The organism is Polynucleobacter nymphae (genome assembly GCF_018882155.1).
GTDB classification, from domain to species: domain Bacteria; phylum Pseudomonadota; class Gammaproteobacteria; order Burkholderiales; family Burkholderiaceae; genus Polynucleobacter; species Polynucleobacter nymphae.
This window is the reverse complement of the sequence record NZ_JACVPA010000001.1, coordinates 1273110-1290311: the sequence shown is the minus strand read 5'-3', so window position 1 is coordinate 1290311 and position 17202 is coordinate 1273110. Positions and strand designations below refer to the sequence as shown.

Sequence of the window (17202 nt, the reverse complement as noted above, 5' to 3'; positions counted from 1 at the left end):
CGACATCGCAAGCACTGACCATGAATGAGCGTCGCTTAAATCGACACTTGACTGACACAGGGATGTTTAATTGATGCGTCCTTTTAAAGGACACGTCATGAACCAGATACCCCAGTCTAGAACTAGAGTAGGAGCATCCTGATTGACGGATTGACTCTATGGAAAGTGACCGACTACGCTAAGATCAAGGTCTAAGCGCCATTGAGGACTTCTAAAGAAAATAGCCCAACAAGTGGGCTATTTAGATTCTTGGTGGCCCGGGGCGGAATCGACCAGGGCTGAGGATGCTTGATCCGATTGCCAACATACCCAAAGCAGACACTCACAGCATGGTTGTCTACTTTTATTAAATGAGAGTCATTCTCAATAAGGTATACAATGAGAGTCATTCTTATTTGATAAAGATCTCATTTTATGAAAAACACTATTGCTTACACCTTATTTTGTCTAATGATTGGAGTAGCTACCTTGGTGAGCGCCAACCAGTCAGAAATCACCATCAAGATTCAAAAGGGACGCTTCTCACCCGCCCAAATTGAAATCCCAGCAGATACCAAAGTAAGGCTAGTCATTCAAAACCTGGATGACACCCCAGAAGAATTTGAAAGTCATGATCTAAATCGAGAAGTGTTTATTAAAGCAAACAGTAGCGCCTCTTTCTATATTGGCCCACTCTCACCAGGCCGCTACAAATTTGAAGGTGAATTTAGCCCTGAAACCGCTCAGGGCGTAGTCATCGTTAAATGAAGAAGATTATCTCTATAAGTATTCAACACTTTGCGCTACTTATCTTTTTTTTAATAACGCCATATGCCCATGCTGGTGAATATTTGAGTGGGCCAGCTGACTATATCTACAGTCCAAGAGTAGAAGAAGGTGAGCGAGAAATTGACACTAAATTTGGCTCTCAAAAACCAAGAAGTGGTGAAGACTCCAGGCAATCAGGCGCTTCCATTGGATTTGGCTACGGGGTGACCTCGTGGTGGTTTACTGAGATCTATGGAAAAAACATATGGAATGGCAATAATTCTCAATTTGATGCTGTCGAGTGGGAAAACAAATTCCAGCTGACCGAGACTGGAAAATATTTTGTAGATGTGGGATTCTTAATTGAAATGGAGCGCCCACAAAATCGTAATGAAGGATATGAAGCTAAGTATGGATTTTTGCTTCAAAAAGATTGGAATAAGTGGCAAGCAAATCTAAACCTACTGCTTCAAGGACACTACACTGGTACCGAAAATCAAGGAACCTATTTTGGATACCAGGGGCAGTTAAAGTATCGATTACAACCTGAGATTCAGCTGGGAGCACAACTCTATTCTTGGCTTGGACAACTAAATAATTGGAATACTAACCAACAACAGCAAACCAGTGTTGGGCCAGCCATATTTGGAAAAACCAAACTTGGTCGAAAAGAGGCGCTTGCCTATAACGTTGCCTATCTTTGGGGAACAACTACCGCATCCCCAAAAAACACAATACGTTTACAGGTTGAGTATGAATTCTAATGAGGCGTTCTATTGAAAACGCAAAAGACCAGCAGAACCTCACCCGCCAGACTAGACACCAAAACCACCCGAAGGTAGTTTTGGTATTTCTTGGTGGCCCGGGGCGGAATCGACCAAGGCCTAGGATGTTTAATCCTTTGGTGCATATTGCATCTCACCATTACCAAATGACCAGTTTTCTTTGCTCACTTCAACTAAATTAATAAAAATGTCCTGGGGCCTGACTTTGAGCTTTTCAACCAAACTCTCACAAATGGCTTTATAGAACTTTTTCTTCAGCTCAGTAGTTCTTCCCTCATTTAAAGTCACTTGAATAAAGATGACCTCTTCCGAATACTCAATACCTAAATAACTTTTAGGCACAACCAGATCCTTACTATCGTGCTTAGTAATGACTTGGAACTTATCATCTTTAGGCACATTAATATCCGCCATCATCACTTCATAAACAATATCGCCTACTTGCTGAGCAAAGCCTTCTGGGTGTTTATTACCTAAATCGATTCTGACAAATGGCATCTAAATATCTCCTTTAATTTTATTTCTTGAGTCGCTCATTGCTTGGAAAGAGATTCTTTCTAGAATCTTCATCCACCTCAGTCTTGAAGGTGTACTTAGTCTTAATCGCCTCCACAGCCTGAGCACTTGGCTTAGCGTTGATTTCATCTAATAGGCGCTTAACACTAGGTAGCCTCACCCAAGCACCTTCGCCCAATACAAAAGGAATCACCCTAGCCCAGCCCCAAACAGACATGTCTACGATGCTGTAGTCATTAAGCATGTAAGGCTGTTTAGATAAGCGCTCTTCAATTAACAACCAATGACGCCATGCTTCAAAGTCATAGCGATTAACAGCATATTCTTTTGGCTCTGGAGCAAAGTGCTTGAAATGAACAGCTTGACCACAATAAGGGCCAATACCAGTAGCAACAAACATGAGCCATGAATACAGCTCAGCATGTGCTTGTGGCGTATTTGCTGGCATAAACTTGCCAATCTTCTCGCCCAAGTAAAGCATGATGGCATTGCTATCAAACACCTTAATGTCGCCATCGACTAAAGCAGGCGTCTTTCCATTGGGATTGATTGCTCTAAATTCTGGTTTGTGTTGATCGCCCTTACGGGTATCCGTCACAATAATTTCGTAAGGCGTATTAGTCTCTTCTAAATACAAAGCTACTTTTGCTGGATTAGGCGATGGGTGGTAGTAGAGCTTGAGCATTTTTTTATTCCTAGAAATGGGTATGTTTAATAATACCCACATATGAAAATAGCCCAGCAAGTGGGCTATTGAGATGCTTGGTTGCCCGGAGCGGAGTCGACCAGGGCCTAGGATGCCTAACCCTACTTTTCTCCTTTAATCCACGCTTTAATCTTTGCCACTGTTTCACTTTCAACGCCCAAGAAACCATGATGGGACATTGGGCCACACTCATTTCCAGCCGTTGTGCCGCCATTCATAGTGATCAATTCGGTGCCATATGTCTCATGGTTAAATTGGGCCCCATCATAACCAGTGGTCTTACAGCCATCAAACTTGTGATGAGCCAGTAAATACCGACTTTTCAGACCTCGCGTATCTAACTCTCGATTAACTCTTGAGAGAGAGGATGTATTAATAAATCCCGCAACCTTTCCATCCATTGCCTTTGATAATTCTTGAATAGAGATAGAGCCTTTACTTGTGCTCAAAAAATAAATTTTTGCTTTAGGGTATCTATTTTGAAGATCGGCCACAATCGACTCGACCCGCTCTATTGAGCTTATAGAAACAGTTGAGTCTGTTTCTGCTGTGACGAATTCATTATCAGCGATAAGATTTCGAATACGAATCGCAAAATTATCATTCGTGAAGAAAAATACGCCCTGTCCATCAGATGATGCTTTCGGGGAGAGTATCCCATTGCCGCCCGGCATTAAGATCACCACATATTTTGGATTAGCTACGCCTGTAGTAGTGAGGGCATATGGAGCCACATCACCATTCTTATATTTGGCTGTTTCTATTAAATAGTCTTTAGCACCGTTATCGGTCTGGGCATAAGCACATAAAAATGGCGATAAAACCGCCAAGACTGAAATGATTAGTTTTTTCATAATCAAATACTAACAAAAAACTTGTCGTTTTAAACGACATCAACTGACGCAGGGACGTCTACTTAGTTTGTCCTTTTAAAGGACGGTTCATGATGGGAATATCTGAGACTAGGAGGGTCCAAGCCCAAAAAGAAAATAGCCCAACAAGTGGGCTATTGAGATTCTTGGTGGCCCGGGGCGGAATCGAACCACCGACACAAGGATTTTCAACCCGTTCAGCTAGACCGATTTCGCTTTTCAATCATCTGGTTCTCCCACCATGTGAAAACTTTGTTCACAAAATCAACATGCCCTTTGTATGGGGTTGATTTGGAAGAGGTATTTGACCGACACAAGGAGTGCGGTAGTTAATGCGTCGGTCATGAGGGTTGACTGGCGCAGGGATGGAACATCCTTGGAGTGCTCGCCACCGCTACATGAAGTGTCCTTTAAAAGGACAGTTTATTCAGCGTCTATTTAATCGACACTTCGCTCCACAAGTGTTATCGCCTTTTTAGATAAATCTGCTTTGACCTTATATCCTTGGTAAAAAATATCAAATTGGTCAAGGTTATTTGAAGCCAACTTAAATGGGGCTTTTCCATAAAAACTGGCACCAGCATTTTGAGCTAAATCTCTTTTTTGCTGATTACCGTCTGCGTCTTCAAAACATATTGAGGCTTCAGATTTACTTTGTACATAGACTTGATTGCCAATCTTGCTTGCTATAGTGGGGGTATGTTTTTCAGGGTTAGAAAACAATCCCGAACACTCTGCAATCGTGGTGACCGCTTTAGCTGTTGGCTTTGGTAATTCTTTTGGAGCAATAGCTTCTGAGGGTGACGCCTTGGTTACTTCTACTTCCTCAGCATCTTTAATATCTTCAACCTGATTTGGCTCTGAAGGCTCTATTGGTAAAGCTGAAGTAGCCGAGGGATAGATCTTTGTCTCTTTAGAGTGATGATTGTATTGAACAACCACAAAGACTAAAGCTACAGCACTACCAAGATATATAAGAAATTTGGAATATGAGATCGTCTTTTGCCGATTCTTATCATTATCCGTTTTAGCTGTAGCAATGACTTCTTCTAGATGGGTAGTAATAGAGCTTACTTTTTCTAATTCCGCACTCATTTCTTTTTTTAATTTTGAGGCTTTTTTTGGCTCGGCGTTAGAAAGAGAAACGATTTTGGGGGGTTGCTCTAACTCAGTTTTGGGGTCCTCAATTAATTCTGTTTTTGCTGTCTCTGGAAAATGAAATGGAATTTGTTGGCTGTCATTAGTTTTTTTCTTTTCAAAAGCCTCTTCATCTGAAAGTCCTAATATCTTGGCAACCTTTTTGGCACTTTGAAATTTGATTGCCGCCGTATAAAAACTCTTATTGCCACCATTTTCTATTTGTTCAATTTGATTTTGCGAAAGAGTGGCCTTACTTGCTAATTCGGAAAAAGATAGCCCTTGTGCCTCTCTAGCTTTTTTAAAATTCTTTCCTAGAATATTTGGAATGGCCATACACTTCTCATTCCTTGGCGGCTGAAAATATCAGGGGATCTATTGGGTAGGTCTTAGCACCAATATCTGACAAATCAAAAGCTTTAACCTCACCACCATCTTCTTGATAACTTAAGATGGTTGCATTGCGATATATGCTGAGAACGTCCAAGCAGGCATCTCTTAATGTGTCAGAATCTATGCGAATTGTTGAAATCGGGCTATCAGCTGATTTATTAACCCTAAAACGGATCTTCCAATACATAACAAATTAATCTTTATTTAAGACTGGTCTGAGCCACATTAAATTTAGACAACTAGGAACGCTTGATTAAAAAGCTGGGTATATGACGATCTAATAGAGCTTCGACATCTCTTGTTGGCGCCATTGATTGAGCTTCGCTAAGAGTATTGATGTCGATATTTAATGCCTGAGCATAAACATTGGAATAACTCAAGATTTTTTCTAAGTTACTCTCAAAAGCAAAAAGATTGCCATTCTCGATATGAACTAACTGGGCAACGCTAAGCCCACATTGTTTAGATATGTTTTGAAGATTAGCTCTCTGAGATTCACGAGAGCTTCTCAATAATTTACCAATTTGCTTGGCTGAGCGAATGTCGATTAGAGACACAATGAACCAAAATAAAGAATAGGCTCAAATTTATAAGTGGTTTATGACACAGGCATGACAAATTATGTCGTTTTAAACGACATTGAAGATTGCTCGAATGTGAAATAGTTTTGTTCTCTAAATAACATTTTTGACTTAATGCTCTTTATGTTTCTTACCCAATTTCTCAGGCTTGCCATTGCCATAAAGACACCACTGTTTGATTTCTTCGGTGAGGTGTTCAACATCTTTCATCTTGAGATTTCTAAAGTCTTCCAGTCCAATAGACCCAGTCTGCCTTAGTTTCTCTATAGCCTCTTTTAATCCGCTCATCTTGAAGCCTTTTCTTGTTGAAATTGAGTTTTTGATTGAAATTTAGGGAGATCTTCAACCAAGGTTTGTGTGCTTTTGATTGGTTTTGCGGAATTTTAGGGTTTTATGACCAATTGACGACAAATAGTTATTTTAGTCATGAACTTAAGGTCTTTTAATCTAAAAAGTTATTTTGCTGTCATGCAGTATTCATCAATAAGGCCCATACTAACTAGGTAATAACCCTAGTATTTTTAACCATAGGAGCCTTAAATGACACAATTATTGAGTCTCTTAAATCAAGTCTTTGGCAACCTGACTAAAGGCAACGATTTAGAGCAGTACATCAATAGCCGCAACCCTAATAGCCATCAGCAGGTAGAGCAACTTACTCGTGACTACCTGTATCACTACACCAATTCTAGGGGGCTATAAATCATGAAAAAACTAAAACGCCTGTTCATTAAAGCGGCTTTGGCTTGGGTTGAAGCTCGTAAAGCCTACGCCAGTCGCTATATTAATCACCGCCTAGGTTCATGAGCTTAATTTAGGAAAACACTAAATGAAGTTAACCGTCTTTCGTTACAAAGTCTGGGATCATCAAGATGATGATCATGTCCATGTTGCGCCTTACTATGCCATTCGAGAATATATCGAGCATTTAGAGGACGCAACAGTCATTGAAGATGATTCCTTGGAGGTGGATGAGTCTGATCTTGACGCTCAAGGACGGATCGCTGTAAGGGATGAGGGATAGTTTGTATTGCAGTTGTAAGGATCAGCACATGTCCTTACAACTTTTTATATCTGACTGGCATCTTTATAAATCTGCTGATGCCCTTTATCCATTAGCTGAAAGAAGCTGTCCATAAATTGATGATGTTGCTCAGCCATAGCGTTATAAATGGTTAGATTCGTTTGTCCAAACGCTTGACAGGCAATAGTCATAGCGGCCATGAATTCATTAGGCTTACTATGATCTACCGCTTCAACTACTCTGTCAGTAACCCGCTCATTGGCCACTTGCATTAACTCAATTAATTCTTCGTGTAATTTTTTATGATTTTCGAAAGAATTGCTCGTCACAGCCCAAATAGGCATCAGCAAACTATAAAATCCCTCCATAGTTTTCATGGGGTTCATTTGCCCTGATGTCTGTCCTGATCCACCAAAATGGTTTAAGGTCATGATTGGTCTCCTGTTGTAGTTACTTGGGAAGGTAAAACTGTTACTTCATGGTGCTTTTCAGCATCTTGAATAAATTGGGTAATCATTGGTGCAATAGAGCGCCGGAAGACTCCGCCATTAAAAGTACCGTAATGCCCTACTCCTTGAATCAACTCGTAGCGTTTATGTCTTTCAGGTAAATTTGGCGTGATATCAAACGCCGCCTTCGTTTGACCAACCCCACAAATATCGTCCTCTTCACCTTCTATGACCATCAAATAGCTTTTACGAATATGTTTGGTATCCACCTGGTGCCAACGGCTCATCATCTTTCCTTGAGGCAAAGAGTGGTCTTGAAAGACTTCTTTAATAGTTTGCAAGTAAAACTCCTCAGTTAAATCCATCACCGAGAGATATTCATCATAAAAAGCCTTACGACGGTGAGCCTCTTCTTCATTACCTCGAACCAATGCCTCATGCATCGCATCAATAGACATGGCATGACGATCAGAATTCATGGCCATAAAACTATTGAGCTGTAAAAAGCCTGGATAAACTCTTCTGCCCATGCCTAAAAATGGTGGTGGAACAGGTTGAATCAAATTTTTCTCAAACCACTCTAGATCGTGAGATTTTGCAAACTCATTAACCTTGGTTGGATTTACTCTAGTATCAATCGGTCCAGCGATCAGCATTAATGAGCATGGCTGACAGCGATCACCCCAATCAGACATGATGGCAGTGGTTGCAAGAGCGGCAACGGTAGGCTGACACACAGCTAACACATGGGTCTTAGGGCCTAAGAAATGCAAGAAATCAATTAAGTAGTCTATAAAATCATTTAGATTAAAGCGATCTTGATTGGTAGGAATGTTCTTGCAATCTAACCAATCAGTAATGTAAACATCATGGTCTGGTAGCATTGCCTCAACGGTACCTCGCAAAAGGGTGGCAAAGTGCCCCGAATAGGGAGCAACAATGAGAAGTTTTGGTTGATGTAATTTTGTGGCTACTTTTTTGAAGTGCACTAATTGACAATAAGTTCGCTTGAGTACAATTTCATCTATAACCTCAACCTGCTCTTCATTCACAACTGTTTCATGGATATCCCACTCTGGCTTTAGATGGGCGCCAGATAGTTGCTCAATAACATCTAACCAAGCTAGATTGGATTTATGGAGTTCAGTATTAATAAATGGGTTGGCCGCACTATTTAAAGTAGCCCGCACAATCCTAAGAGATTGACGCATTGGTCGAATACTGGAAGCAATTGTGTTTTGCAAAAGGTATAGCATGCCCATCCCTTAACCAAGAGTTTGAACCCTTATAGTTATCCTGAGATATGACAACTTGATTACGAGCTATTTAATGTCGTTTAAAACGACATTCCAAGCACTAACCCTAGATAAGCGTCGATTTAAGCGACGCTTGACTGGCACAGGGATAACAAATCCCTACTTCATAAACTGTCCTTTTAAAGGACGCCTCTAGTCAGGGAGAATTTGGAAAACCAAGGGGAAATGGTGCCAGACCGCGGCTAACACTAGAGATTCTATGGGCCAACTCTAATGTTTTGAGAATTCTTGGTGGCCCGGGGCGGAATCGAACCACCGACACAAGGATTTTCAACTCTGTCCCCCAGACTAAACTCCCGCTAGATCTCAAAAGGTTCACCCCACCATAGACAAACTTTGTGCACAAAACTTTCTTGGGTGTTTGTATGCGACTGATTTGGTTGAGTTATTTTGACCCACGCAAGGATAACGAGAAAGTTTGGTGGCGTAGTGAGGATTCGACTGACACAAGGATGTGATGTGCTTGTTGTGTTCGGGGTGCCCCACACATGAAGCATCCTTTTAAAGGACGTTTCATTCCTCCAACACTAAACGCATACCTTGCAATATATATCTTGAGTCTGGTGTATTCACATTTCTAAAAGAAGATCTGCAATACAAAGGCCATGTGTGCCATGAGCCGCCGCGCCTGACTTTCGCCTCACCCTCATTGGGCCCCTGTGGATCAATGGTTGGAGAATATTGATAATAGTTTTCAGCATACCAATCAGAGCACCATTCCCATACGTTTCCGATCATGTCATATAAACCAAATGGGTTCGGGAGAAAACTACCAACGGGAGCGGCAAATTCATAATGACTGTGATAGTCAAGGGCATAACGTTGCCACTGCGGCCAAATCCTTGCAGTATCTAAATCAAACACTTTGGCATATGAGCCAAGTGTATTGGGATTGTCGCCAGTAAAATATCTGCTATCCGTCCCAGCTCTGCAGGCATATTCCCACTCGGCTTCGGTTGGGAGTCGATACCTTTTGCCCTCTTTCTCACTTAACCATCTGGCCATAGCATTAGCGTCATTCCAAGTAATGTTCACTACTGGAAAATCCTCTTCTTGAGTAAATCCTGTTTTATGCCATGCATACTGATTATTACGACCTTCAAAGACTTCGTCATCAATAGTCTTTAAATGGGTTTCAAGTGGATTAAATCCATATCCACCAGTACCATCTCGGATCGATTCAGGCATATACCCGGAGTTAGTCAAAAACAATTCAAACTGCTTAATAGTGACGGGATGCTGACCCATCCAAAATGGCTTAGTAATGATTACCTTGTGTAGTAGGCTTTCATCATGAAATTCAGACAGCCGAGTTAATTCATATTGAGGAAAACCTTGTCTTAATGAATTTTCCGTTTCATTACTGCCCATTAAGAAACTTCCGGCAGGAATATAAGCAAAACGCATAGCAATACTATTTTGCAAGGTCTTCATCTTTGAGATATCAAATAGATGACTTTTTTATAAGCAGATTAGCCAATGGATCTACAGCCTCTGACCATTCCGAATTTGCTTCTTTTGCCTCAATCAAAAAAGCTTTTTGATCTGCCGCCCAATAAATAGCCTCCGCAAGAACGGATCCGGGCTTTAGTTGATGTCTTTCTATAAATCGCTCCATGTGAATTTTTTGCGATGACAACCCTAACTGCTCAAAAAGCTCTTCCAAAGTTCTATTATTCACACTCATCGGAATTCTCCTTTACCAGTATTTGAAACGTCCCTTCTCAGCATCTACATCTCCACCTATAGCTCGCATCTTCATTTGGCAATGCGGGCAAGTCAGCCCATCCCACTCTGCCAAATGCTGACTAGAAAGACAACTTGTACAAGCAGGCGAAATGCTAATTTCAGTATTAATACTGCCCGGATGAGCAACTGTATATGGATCGATAGTGGCGCAAGATTTACAGACCATGACTACCTTAGATGATTGAAGTCCAACCTCTTTGCCTATGCCACTAATGCATTCAAACCTGCAGGAACTACAAACAAATTTATATCTAGCCATAAATTAATTCCGCTAATTCTTTTTAGATTGGATGGCTAGACGCTTCATGTGAGCATCTTGAATCAATAGTTGCCGTTCTTGATTAGCAACGCCAATAGTGATCTTTTTGGCTATGAGATCTGCATAAACCCCATCTATTTTTTTAAAGAACTCTTGATAGACCGAAGTCATTTCAGGACTCAAGCCCTCTAGCGCAATCGGGCGACAAGAATTCGCTTCAACCAAGTAATTGGCCAATGCCCTAGCTTGTTGATCCGTTAACTTATCAGGAGAGCTAAAGAGGGCCTTAGCGTGTGGGTTGCCTCTTGTAACGGCAATGATCTGGCTATCGACTAATAAAGCATCAGCACCTTGGTTGCTTTTAACAATACAGTCATTAAGGCGTTTAGCCACAGGACCAGAATGAACTGGGGCTGGAGCTGGTGCAGTCATTGGAGATGGAGTTTTTGCAACTTGCACTGGGTTATTGGGCGCAACATTAGTCGCACATCCGCCTAGGAAAATAATCCCCATCAAACTGAGTTTAAATATGTTTTTCATTAAGAAGCCTTTTTAGTTTAGCGATACACGAAATCAGCGCGGCGATTTTCTTTATATGCCGCTTCTGTCTGAGCTGGATTTGCTGGCTTTTCTTTTCCAAAGCTCACCGCCTCTACCTGAGATTCGCTAACGCCCTGCGCAATCAAAGCTTTCTTTACGGCTTCAGATCGTTTTTGGCCTAAGGCTAAGTTGTACTCAGCAGTTCCACGGTCATCAGTATTACCTTGGATAATCACAGAAGCTTTTTGCTTTTGAAAAGCTTTTAAGTAAGAAGCATGGGCAGAGATAGTAGAGGCGTATTTTGGATCTAATGTATAGCTATCAAATTCAAAATAGATTGAACGCTTGCCATAAACGCTAGACTTTGGATCGCTGATTGGATCGTACGATAAAGAGCTACCAGCATTAACAGTAGCAACGCCATTAGCATCATCTAGCTTCACACTACTACAGGCAGAGACAAATAAAACGAGGATTGCCAAAGGTAATACTTTTAAAAACTTATACATGGTGTAATTCCCCAAATGCGGCTATATCAATAGCCAACTAACAAAAAGAGGGCGACCTAAAGGCGCCTCTTACCTAAGAAAATTAGGTGTTAGTTTTGGGCGGTTTAAATGCTGAGTCTGGGAAGTTTTGCGTAAACAAAGATTCGTTCGTTAAAACAAATTTATGCTTTGTCATGTGCGGAACAAAAACAGCAATGGTGGTTTCGCTAATATTTGCTGTTACATGACTCATCAGATACATGGTATGAACCTGCTCTTTGTCATCAGCTGAGTCAGAACTATTGTGTGCTTGCTGTGACATTGAAGCATTACTGTAGCTACTAGCGAATTCTGCCCGCTCAATTGCAGACTGGATAAAAATACTTCCAGCGGCCGCCTTAAATGCAAACAAGAAGAGGCATATCAATAGAACGAGTGTTTTACTGCGAAGCAACATGGATCAAATTCTATACCCGATTAGTACATTTGTCGTTTAAAACGACATCGACTAACGCAAGGATCAATAATTGACGTGTCCTTTTAAAGGACAGCTCTTGATAGAGATATCCCAAACTAATGGCACCTAACCCTACCAACCCAAAAGAAAATAGCCCAACAAGTGGGCTATTGAGATTCTTGGTGGCCCGGGGCGAAATCTACCAGGGTCTGAAGATACCGAACCTTATTTTCTATTGGCCCCGTAGGTCTTATTAAGATAATCAACAATCGCCGGAACCTCCTCATCAGTAATGGGCGCCTTAAATACATTTTTCATCCTTAAAACTTGAGCATTCCAATAGCCAACTCCCGTATTGGGCGGTTGATATTCTGCATAGTGGGCAGAGTGGCAGGTAGAACATTTCTGTAAAGTCAGCTGATAGCCAGGCAAATCTGATGGTCGCCATAAAACAGTATCAGCTGGTAACTCAATCGTTTTAGCTTGTGCCATTTGTGCCAAAGCAAGAGCAGATAGAAGGAGGATAGTTTTTTTCATATTCTTCTCCTTAAACCGCTGTGACTTTTACAGTCTCAACAATATTTCGCATATAGCCAGCCGGCATCCAGCTTGCAGTCATGGGCTGAACTTGGCCAGCATGATTAAATGCCCTGACCCTTAAGTCCAATATCCCTTTTTGTTTTGGCGTAAATTCAATGCGCCACTCTCTAAATGAGAAACGTCCAAGGTCTTGACCCAATCTCGCCTCTGTCCAATTTTGTCCATTGTCCTGCGAGAACAAAACTTTCTTTATTCCATAGCCCGCATCAAAGGCAATGCCTCGGGCTTGAACCGGCTTACCAACAGCGACAACGCTACTGTCTGTGAAGTTCGTAATGAATGAGCGAATCGTAAATTGATTAATTGGAATCGTTTTTGAAGGTGCGGTTCCAGGCGCAACACAGTTACAGTCATTATCAGGAATGCGATAAGCAGGATTCATCCAATAGCCGTTGTATACATCATCAACCACTTTAATTTCACTAAGGTGCTTAACCCAATATGTTCCGTAGTAGCCGGGAACAATTAACTTGATTGGATAGCCGTTTAAGAATGGGATATCTGTGCCATTCATTTGATAGGCAACCATCACATTGCCGTCCATGGCGTGATCAATATCTAGGCCTTTTACAAAATCAGAATCGCTTGGGAGAATTGGCTGATCCAAGCCATTGAAAGTTACTTGCTTAGCTCCGCCGCCGGGATTAGCCGCCTTCAAAATATCTTTTAAGGCAACGCCAACCCAAGCGGCATTACCCATCGCACCATTACCGAGTTGCCCACCATTAACTCTAGGTTCAAATAAACCGCGGCTATTACCAGAGCATTGATTAACAGCAACAATACGTTGAGATGGAAAGTTTTTCTTTAACGACTCTAGAGAAATCTCTAAAGGCTTTTCTACATTGCCACCAACTTTTAGTCTATAAGTATTGGGGTCAATGGATGTTGGAATGCCGGCCATGTGATAACGCACAAAGAATTCATCATTTGGCGTAATGACATGATTGTCGTAATACCTAAATGGAGTCTCTAATTGAGGAGGCCTAGAGGTCAACACAATCATGGGCTTCTTTTCAGGAAAGGCCATGAGCTCGCGTTCACCATAGGCTATTGGTAAATTCGCTTTCTCTCCCCCCATTGCCCAAGATGGCAATAAAGAACTGGCTCCACCAGCCAAGGCCGCTGTAATGACTTTACGTCTATTGGTAAAGTTTTCTGAATTCATGGATGTCTCCTCCATAGTATTTTTGGTTCAAGTAAGAATAGCTACTTTTAAAGAGGCATGCGTTGGTGATTACCCTCATCGAGCATTAAAAATGTTGTTTTAAAAGACATTGCGAGCACCGACCCTAGATCAGGCTCACTTAAACCGATGCTTGACCAACACAGGGATGTCTAATTGACTTGCCCTTTTAAAGGAGAGCTCATGATGGGGATATCCAAGGCAAATGGCGCCTAACCCTACAAGGCCCCAAATGAAAAAACCACCCGAAGGTGGTTTTGGTCATTCTTGGTGGCCCGGGGCGGAATCGAACCACCGACACAAGGATTTTCAATCCTCTGCTCTACCGACTGAGCTACCAGGCCAAGACTGGGAATTATAGATGAAACTGTGTTTTAGCTTGAAAATTAACTAGGCTGCAGCCTTAGACCGAGCTGCATGCAATTTTCTATAGCTATCAATCATGCGGCTGTGCCGGTCTAGCCCCTCCAGCTTTAGGCTTGTTGGAGTTAATCCGTAGAAGCGAACGCTGCCATCTACTGATCCTATTACTGCATCCATCCTCTCATCGCTAAATATCCTGCGAAAGTTGATGATGTAGTCATCAAGCTCAAGGTCATCTGCCAACAAAATCTCCAACACGGCATCTAAAGCCTGATAAAACAACCTACGCTCAACTGTGTTGTCGTTATATTGAAGGAAGGCTCCCACTAACGCATGCGCATCTTCATATTGCTTTAAGGCTAACTGGATCAGCAGCTTTAACTCCAGAACCGTTAACTGACCCCAAGGGGTGTTCTCATCAAACTCAATGCCAATCAACGTGGCAATATCACCGTACTCATCTAGCTCGTTATTCTCTAAGCGCTCAAGCAACGCACTGAGGCTTGCATCACTTAAAAGGCTCAAACTCAAAATATCATTTCGGAATAACAGGGCCTTATTGGTGTTATCCCAAATCAGATCTTCTATCGGATAAACCTCAGAATAGCCAGGCACTAAAATTCTGCATGCGGTCGCACCTAGCTGATCGTATACCGCCACGTAAGCTTCTTTGCCCATAGCCTTAAGAATGCCAAATAAGGTTGCCGCTTCTTGAGCATTGGAGTTCTCGCCTAGGCCAGAGAAGTCCCATTCCATAAAATCGTAGTCTGATTTTGCGCTGAAAAAGCGCCACGACACAATCCCGCTCGAATCAATGAAGTGTTCAACAAAATTATTTGGCTCAGTCACTGCCTCACTTGCAAAAGTAGGCGGGGGCAAATCATTTAGGCCCTCTAAGCTGCGCCCTTGCAGCAGCTCAGTCAAACTTCGTTCCAGCGCAACTTCTAAGCTTGGGTGCGCACCAAACGATGCAAAGACTCCACCGGTTCGTGGATTCATCAAAGTGACGCACATTACCGGGTAAACACCACCTAGCGATGCATCTTTAACCAATACTGGAAAGCCTTGCTCTTCTAGGCCCCGAATGCCAGCCAAAATATTAGGATACTTCTCAAGCACTTCTTGCGGCACATCTGGCAAAGCGATTTCACCTTCGAGAATTTCACGCTTGACTGCGCGCTCAAAAATTTCTGAGAGACATTGCACCTGCGCCTCAGCCAATGTATTCCCGGCACTCATACCATTACTGACGTAAAGATTTTCAACCAAATTAGACGGGAAGTAGATGGTCTCACCATCTGACTGTCGCACGTATGGCAATGAACATATGCCACGTGCCACATTACCAGAATTGGTATCAATGAGATGTGAGCCGCGCAATTCATTATCGGGATTAAAAATTTTCAAGCAATGCTCATCCAAAATTTCTGTCGGCAGTGCATCGTCGATGCCTGGCTTAAACCATCGCTCATTTGGATAATGCACAAAAGCAGAATTGGCAATATCTTCCCCCCAGAACGTACCAGCATAAAAATGGTTATTGCTCAGTCGCTCGATATACTCACCTAAGGCTGATGCTAAGGCGCTTTCTTTTGTTGACCCCTTCCCGTTCGTAAAACACATCGGTGAATGCGCATCACGAATATGTAAGGACCATACATTAGGAATAATGTTGCGCCATGAGGCGATTTCAATCTTGATTCCCAGGTTCGCCAACACAGTAGTCATATTGGAAATCGTTTGCTCAAGCGGTAGATCCTTACCCATAATATAAGTGCTAGCGTCAGCAGTTGATTTCAATGTCAACAAGCTCTGCGCATCTGCATCTAAGTTTTTTACTTCTTCAATGACAAACTCAGGTCCGGCTTGCACTACTTTTTTAACTGAACAACGTTCGATAGCGCGTAAAATACCTTTACGGTCACTTGCAGAAATATCCTCAGGCAATTCCACTTGAATCTTAAAAATCTGTTGATAGCGATTTTCAGGATCAACAATATTATTTTGTGAGAGCCGAATATTTTCAGTAGAAATATTGCGAGTCTCGCAATATAGCTTCACAAAATAAGCTGCGCATAAGGCCGATGAGGCCAGGAAATAATCAAAGGGGCCCGGGGCTGAACCATCGCCCTTATAGCGAATTGGCTGGTCAGCAATTACCGTGAAGTCGTCGAATTTGGCTTCAAGACGCAGCTTATCGAGAAAGTTGACCTTAATTTCCATGGGAATAGTTCAGAAGATGATGGAAAAATGATATCGCCACTATTATCCTGCGCATCGATACCCAATAAACACTAGCGCAAAGAATAAATAACTTGCTGCTAATGGCAAGTTATTTAATGTAGCTCTTATTGTTCGCCCTTATTGCGAGATGTATCGATTCCTAAAGCCTTAAGTTTGCGATACAAGTGAGTTCTCTCCAAGCCCGTGTACTCAGAAATCTTAGTCATACTGCCGCCCATGATTTGCATTTGATGCTCAAAGTACGCCTTTTCAAAAAGATCTCTTGCCTCTCTTAACGGCAAATCGAAGTATGTTTTTGCAATGCCGCTAATGTACTCATCCTCAAGCAGGGCTGGAGCTGGTTCATTTGATGTTGGCTTTGGGGTGACAGCCTGATGAGTGTTCGGCTGAGCGGTCCTCTCCGCTTCGGGCTCAACATATTTTGGCGAACTCTCTAACGCTTTGCTCACTGTCTTCAACAGCTTTTGTAGAGCAATAGGCTTTTCCAAAAAGTTTAATGCGCCAATACGGGTAGCCTCAACCGCCGTATCGATTGTTGCATGACCAGACATCATCACAACAGGCATAGTGAGTTGGCCTGTTTTAGACCACTCTTTAAGCAATGTAATGCCGTCGGTATCGGGCATCCAAATATCTAGCAAGACAAGGTCAGGGCGCATTTGTTCGCGGATGGTTCGAGCCTGAATAGCGCTCTCTGCTGCATACACGGTATGGCCTTCATCCGTCAGAATCTCATTGAGAAGCTCACGAATTCCCATCTCGTCATCAACAACCAAAATACTAGCCATCC

The 17202-nt window shown here is 42.2% G+C and carries 23 protein-coding genes and 1 tRNA gene; 4 read left to right on the top strand and 20 right to left on the bottom strand.

Annotated elements, in window-relative coordinates:
* Positions 1 to 414 precede the first annotated feature (414 nt).
* Both ICN29_RS06695 and ICN29_RS06690 read left to right on the top strand, forming a co-directional pair.
* Positions 415 to 747, top strand: coding sequence for a cupredoxin domain-containing protein (locus tag ICN29_RS06695; protein WP_216130878.1), 333 nt, complete (start codon positions 415 to 417; stop codon positions 745 to 747).
* Complete coding sequence (locus ICN29_RS06690) at positions 744 to 1511, top strand: hypothetical protein (protein ID WP_216130875.1); 768 nt, start codon at positions 744 to 746, stop codon at positions 1509 to 1511. The genes ICN29_RS06695 and ICN29_RS06690 overlap by 4 nt, the downstream gene beginning before the upstream one ends.
* Before the next feature lie 129 nt (positions 1512 to 1640).
* On the opposite strand, the gene ICN29_RS06685 is transcribed toward ICN29_RS06690, so the two are convergent.
* The 7 genes from ICN29_RS06685 to ICN29_RS06655 all read right to left on the bottom strand — a co-directional run bounded on the left by ICN29_RS06685 (position 1641) and on the right by ICN29_RS06655 (position 6025).
* Positions 1641 to 2030 (bottom strand): tautomerase family protein, encoded by a 390-nt coding sequence (locus ICN29_RS06685; protein WP_216130872.1) that lies wholly within the window; start codon positions 2028 to 2030, stop codon positions 1641 to 1643.
* 19 nt (positions 2031 to 2049) lie between these two features.
* Positions 2050 to 2733: a glutathione S-transferase family protein gene (locus ICN29_RS06680; protein ID WP_216130869.1), complete on the bottom strand. Its 684-nt coding sequence runs from the start codon at positions 2731 to 2733 to the stop codon at positions 2050 to 2052.
* A gap of 122 nt (positions 2734 to 2855) precedes the next feature.
* Positions 2856 to 3608 carry a hypothetical protein gene (locus ICN29_RS06675; protein ID WP_216130866.1) on the bottom strand — a complete coding sequence of 251 codons (753 nt, stop codon included), beginning with the start codon at positions 3606 to 3608 and terminating at the stop codon, positions 2856 to 2858.
* Positions 3609 to 4064: 456 nt separating this feature from the next.
* Positions 4065 to 5099, bottom strand: a complete 1035-nt coding sequence (locus ICN29_RS06670) for a helix-turn-helix domain-containing protein (protein ID WP_215291308.1) — start codon at positions 5097 to 5099, stop codon at positions 4065 to 4067.
* Positions 5100 to 5106: 7 nt separating this feature from the next.
* On the bottom strand, positions 5107 to 5343 hold the full coding sequence (locus tag ICN29_RS06665; protein WP_215282790.1) for a hypothetical protein: 237 nt from the start codon (positions 5341 to 5343) through the stop codon (positions 5107 to 5109).
* A 52-nt stretch (positions 5344 to 5395) separates the two neighbouring features.
* Positions 5396 to 5713 (bottom strand): helix-turn-helix domain-containing protein, encoded by a 318-nt coding sequence (locus ICN29_RS06660; RefSeq protein ID WP_216130863.1) that lies wholly within the window; start codon positions 5711 to 5713, stop codon positions 5396 to 5398.
* A gap of 135 nt (positions 5714 to 5848) precedes the next feature.
* On the bottom strand, positions 5849 to 6025 hold the full coding sequence (locus ICN29_RS06655; protein WP_216130859.1) for a hypothetical protein: 177 nt from the start codon (positions 6023 to 6025) through the stop codon (positions 5849 to 5851).
* A gap of 252 nt (positions 6026 to 6277) precedes the next feature.
* Here ICN29_RS06655 and ICN29_RS06650 point away from each other — a divergent pair, with 252 nt between their 5' ends.
* Together ICN29_RS06650 and ICN29_RS06645 are read left to right on the top strand one after the other, a co-directional pair.
* Positions 6278 to 6439 (top strand): hypothetical protein, encoded by a 162-nt coding sequence (locus tag ICN29_RS06650; protein ID WP_216130857.1) that lies wholly within the window; start codon positions 6278 to 6280, stop codon positions 6437 to 6439.
* A 127-nt stretch (positions 6440 to 6566) separates the two neighbouring features.
* Positions 6567 to 6761: a hypothetical protein gene (locus ICN29_RS06645; protein WP_216130854.1), complete on the top strand. Its 195-nt coding sequence runs from the start codon at positions 6567 to 6569 to the stop codon at positions 6759 to 6761.
* Positions 6762 to 6805: 44 nt separating this feature from the next.
* Here the strand turns inward: ICN29_RS06645 and ICN29_RS06640 are convergent, their stop codons facing one another.
* The 13 genes from ICN29_RS06640 to ICN29_RS06580 form a co-directional block, all read right to left on the bottom strand.
* Positions 6806 to 7192, bottom strand: a complete 387-nt coding sequence (locus ICN29_RS06640; protein WP_216130851.1) for a hypothetical protein — start codon at positions 7190 to 7192, stop codon at positions 6806 to 6808.
* A complete protein-coding gene (phaZ, locus tag ICN29_RS06635; protein ID WP_216130848.1) occupies positions 7189 to 8466 on the bottom strand; it encodes a polyhydroxyalkanoate depolymerase in 1278 nt (425 codons plus the stop codon). The genes ICN29_RS06640 and phaZ overlap by 4 nt, the downstream gene beginning before the upstream one ends.
* 573 nt (positions 8467 to 9039) lie before the next feature.
* Entirely contained in the window at positions 9040 to 9960 is a 921-nt protein-coding gene (locus tag ICN29_RS06630; protein WP_216130845.1) for a formylglycine-generating enzyme family protein, read from the bottom strand.
* Positions 9961 to 9970: 10 nt separating this feature from the next.
* Positions 9971 to 10213 (bottom strand): DUF2789 family protein, encoded by a 243-nt coding sequence (locus ICN29_RS06625; protein ID WP_216130842.1) that lies wholly within the window; start codon positions 10211 to 10213, stop codon positions 9971 to 9973.
* A 12-nt stretch (positions 10214 to 10225) separates the two neighbouring features.
* A complete protein-coding gene (locus ICN29_RS06620) occupies positions 10226 to 10534 on the bottom strand; it encodes a hypothetical protein (RefSeq protein WP_216130839.1) in 309 nt (102 codons plus the stop codon).
* A 12-nt stretch (positions 10535 to 10546) separates the two neighbouring features.
* Entirely contained in the window at positions 10547 to 11074 is a 528-nt protein-coding gene (locus tag ICN29_RS06615) for a hypothetical protein (protein WP_216130836.1), read from the bottom strand.
* Between the two features lie 17 nt (positions 11075 to 11091).
* Entirely contained in the window at positions 11092 to 11583 is a 492-nt protein-coding gene (gene pal / locus ICN29_RS06610) for a peptidoglycan-associated lipoprotein Pal (protein ID WP_216130833.1), read from the bottom strand.
* An 82-nt stretch (positions 11584 to 11665) separates the two neighbouring features.
* Positions 11666 to 12019 (bottom strand): hypothetical protein, encoded by a 354-nt coding sequence (locus ICN29_RS06605; RefSeq protein WP_216130830.1) that lies wholly within the window; start codon positions 12017 to 12019, stop codon positions 11666 to 11668.
* A 225-nt stretch (positions 12020 to 12244) separates the two neighbouring features.
* Complete coding sequence (sorB, locus tag ICN29_RS06600) at positions 12245 to 12556, bottom strand: SorB family sulfite dehydrogenase c-type cytochrome subunit (RefSeq protein WP_215366256.1); 312 nt, start codon at positions 12554 to 12556, stop codon at positions 12245 to 12247.
* A gap of 10 nt (positions 12557 to 12566) precedes the next feature.
* Positions 12567 to 13787, bottom strand: coding sequence for a SorA family sulfite dehydrogenase catalytic subunit (gene sorA / locus ICN29_RS06595; RefSeq protein ID WP_215366259.1), 1221 nt, complete (start codon positions 13785 to 13787; stop codon positions 12567 to 12569).
* Positions 13788 to 14073: 286 nt separating this feature from the next.
* Positions 14074 to 14149 (bottom strand) — tRNA-Phe (locus ICN29_RS06590).
* Between the two features lie 46 nt (positions 14150 to 14195).
* Positions 14196 to 16391 (bottom strand): OsmC domain/YcaO domain-containing protein, encoded by a 2196-nt coding sequence (locus ICN29_RS06585; protein WP_216130827.1) that lies wholly within the window; start codon positions 16389 to 16391, stop codon positions 14196 to 14198.
* A 125-nt stretch (positions 16392 to 16516) separates the two neighbouring features.
* Positions 16517 to 17200, bottom strand: coding sequence for a response regulator (locus ICN29_RS06580; protein WP_216130825.1), 684 nt, complete (start codon positions 17198 to 17200; stop codon positions 16517 to 16519).
* Between the last annotated feature and the right edge of the window lie 2 nt (positions 17201 to 17202).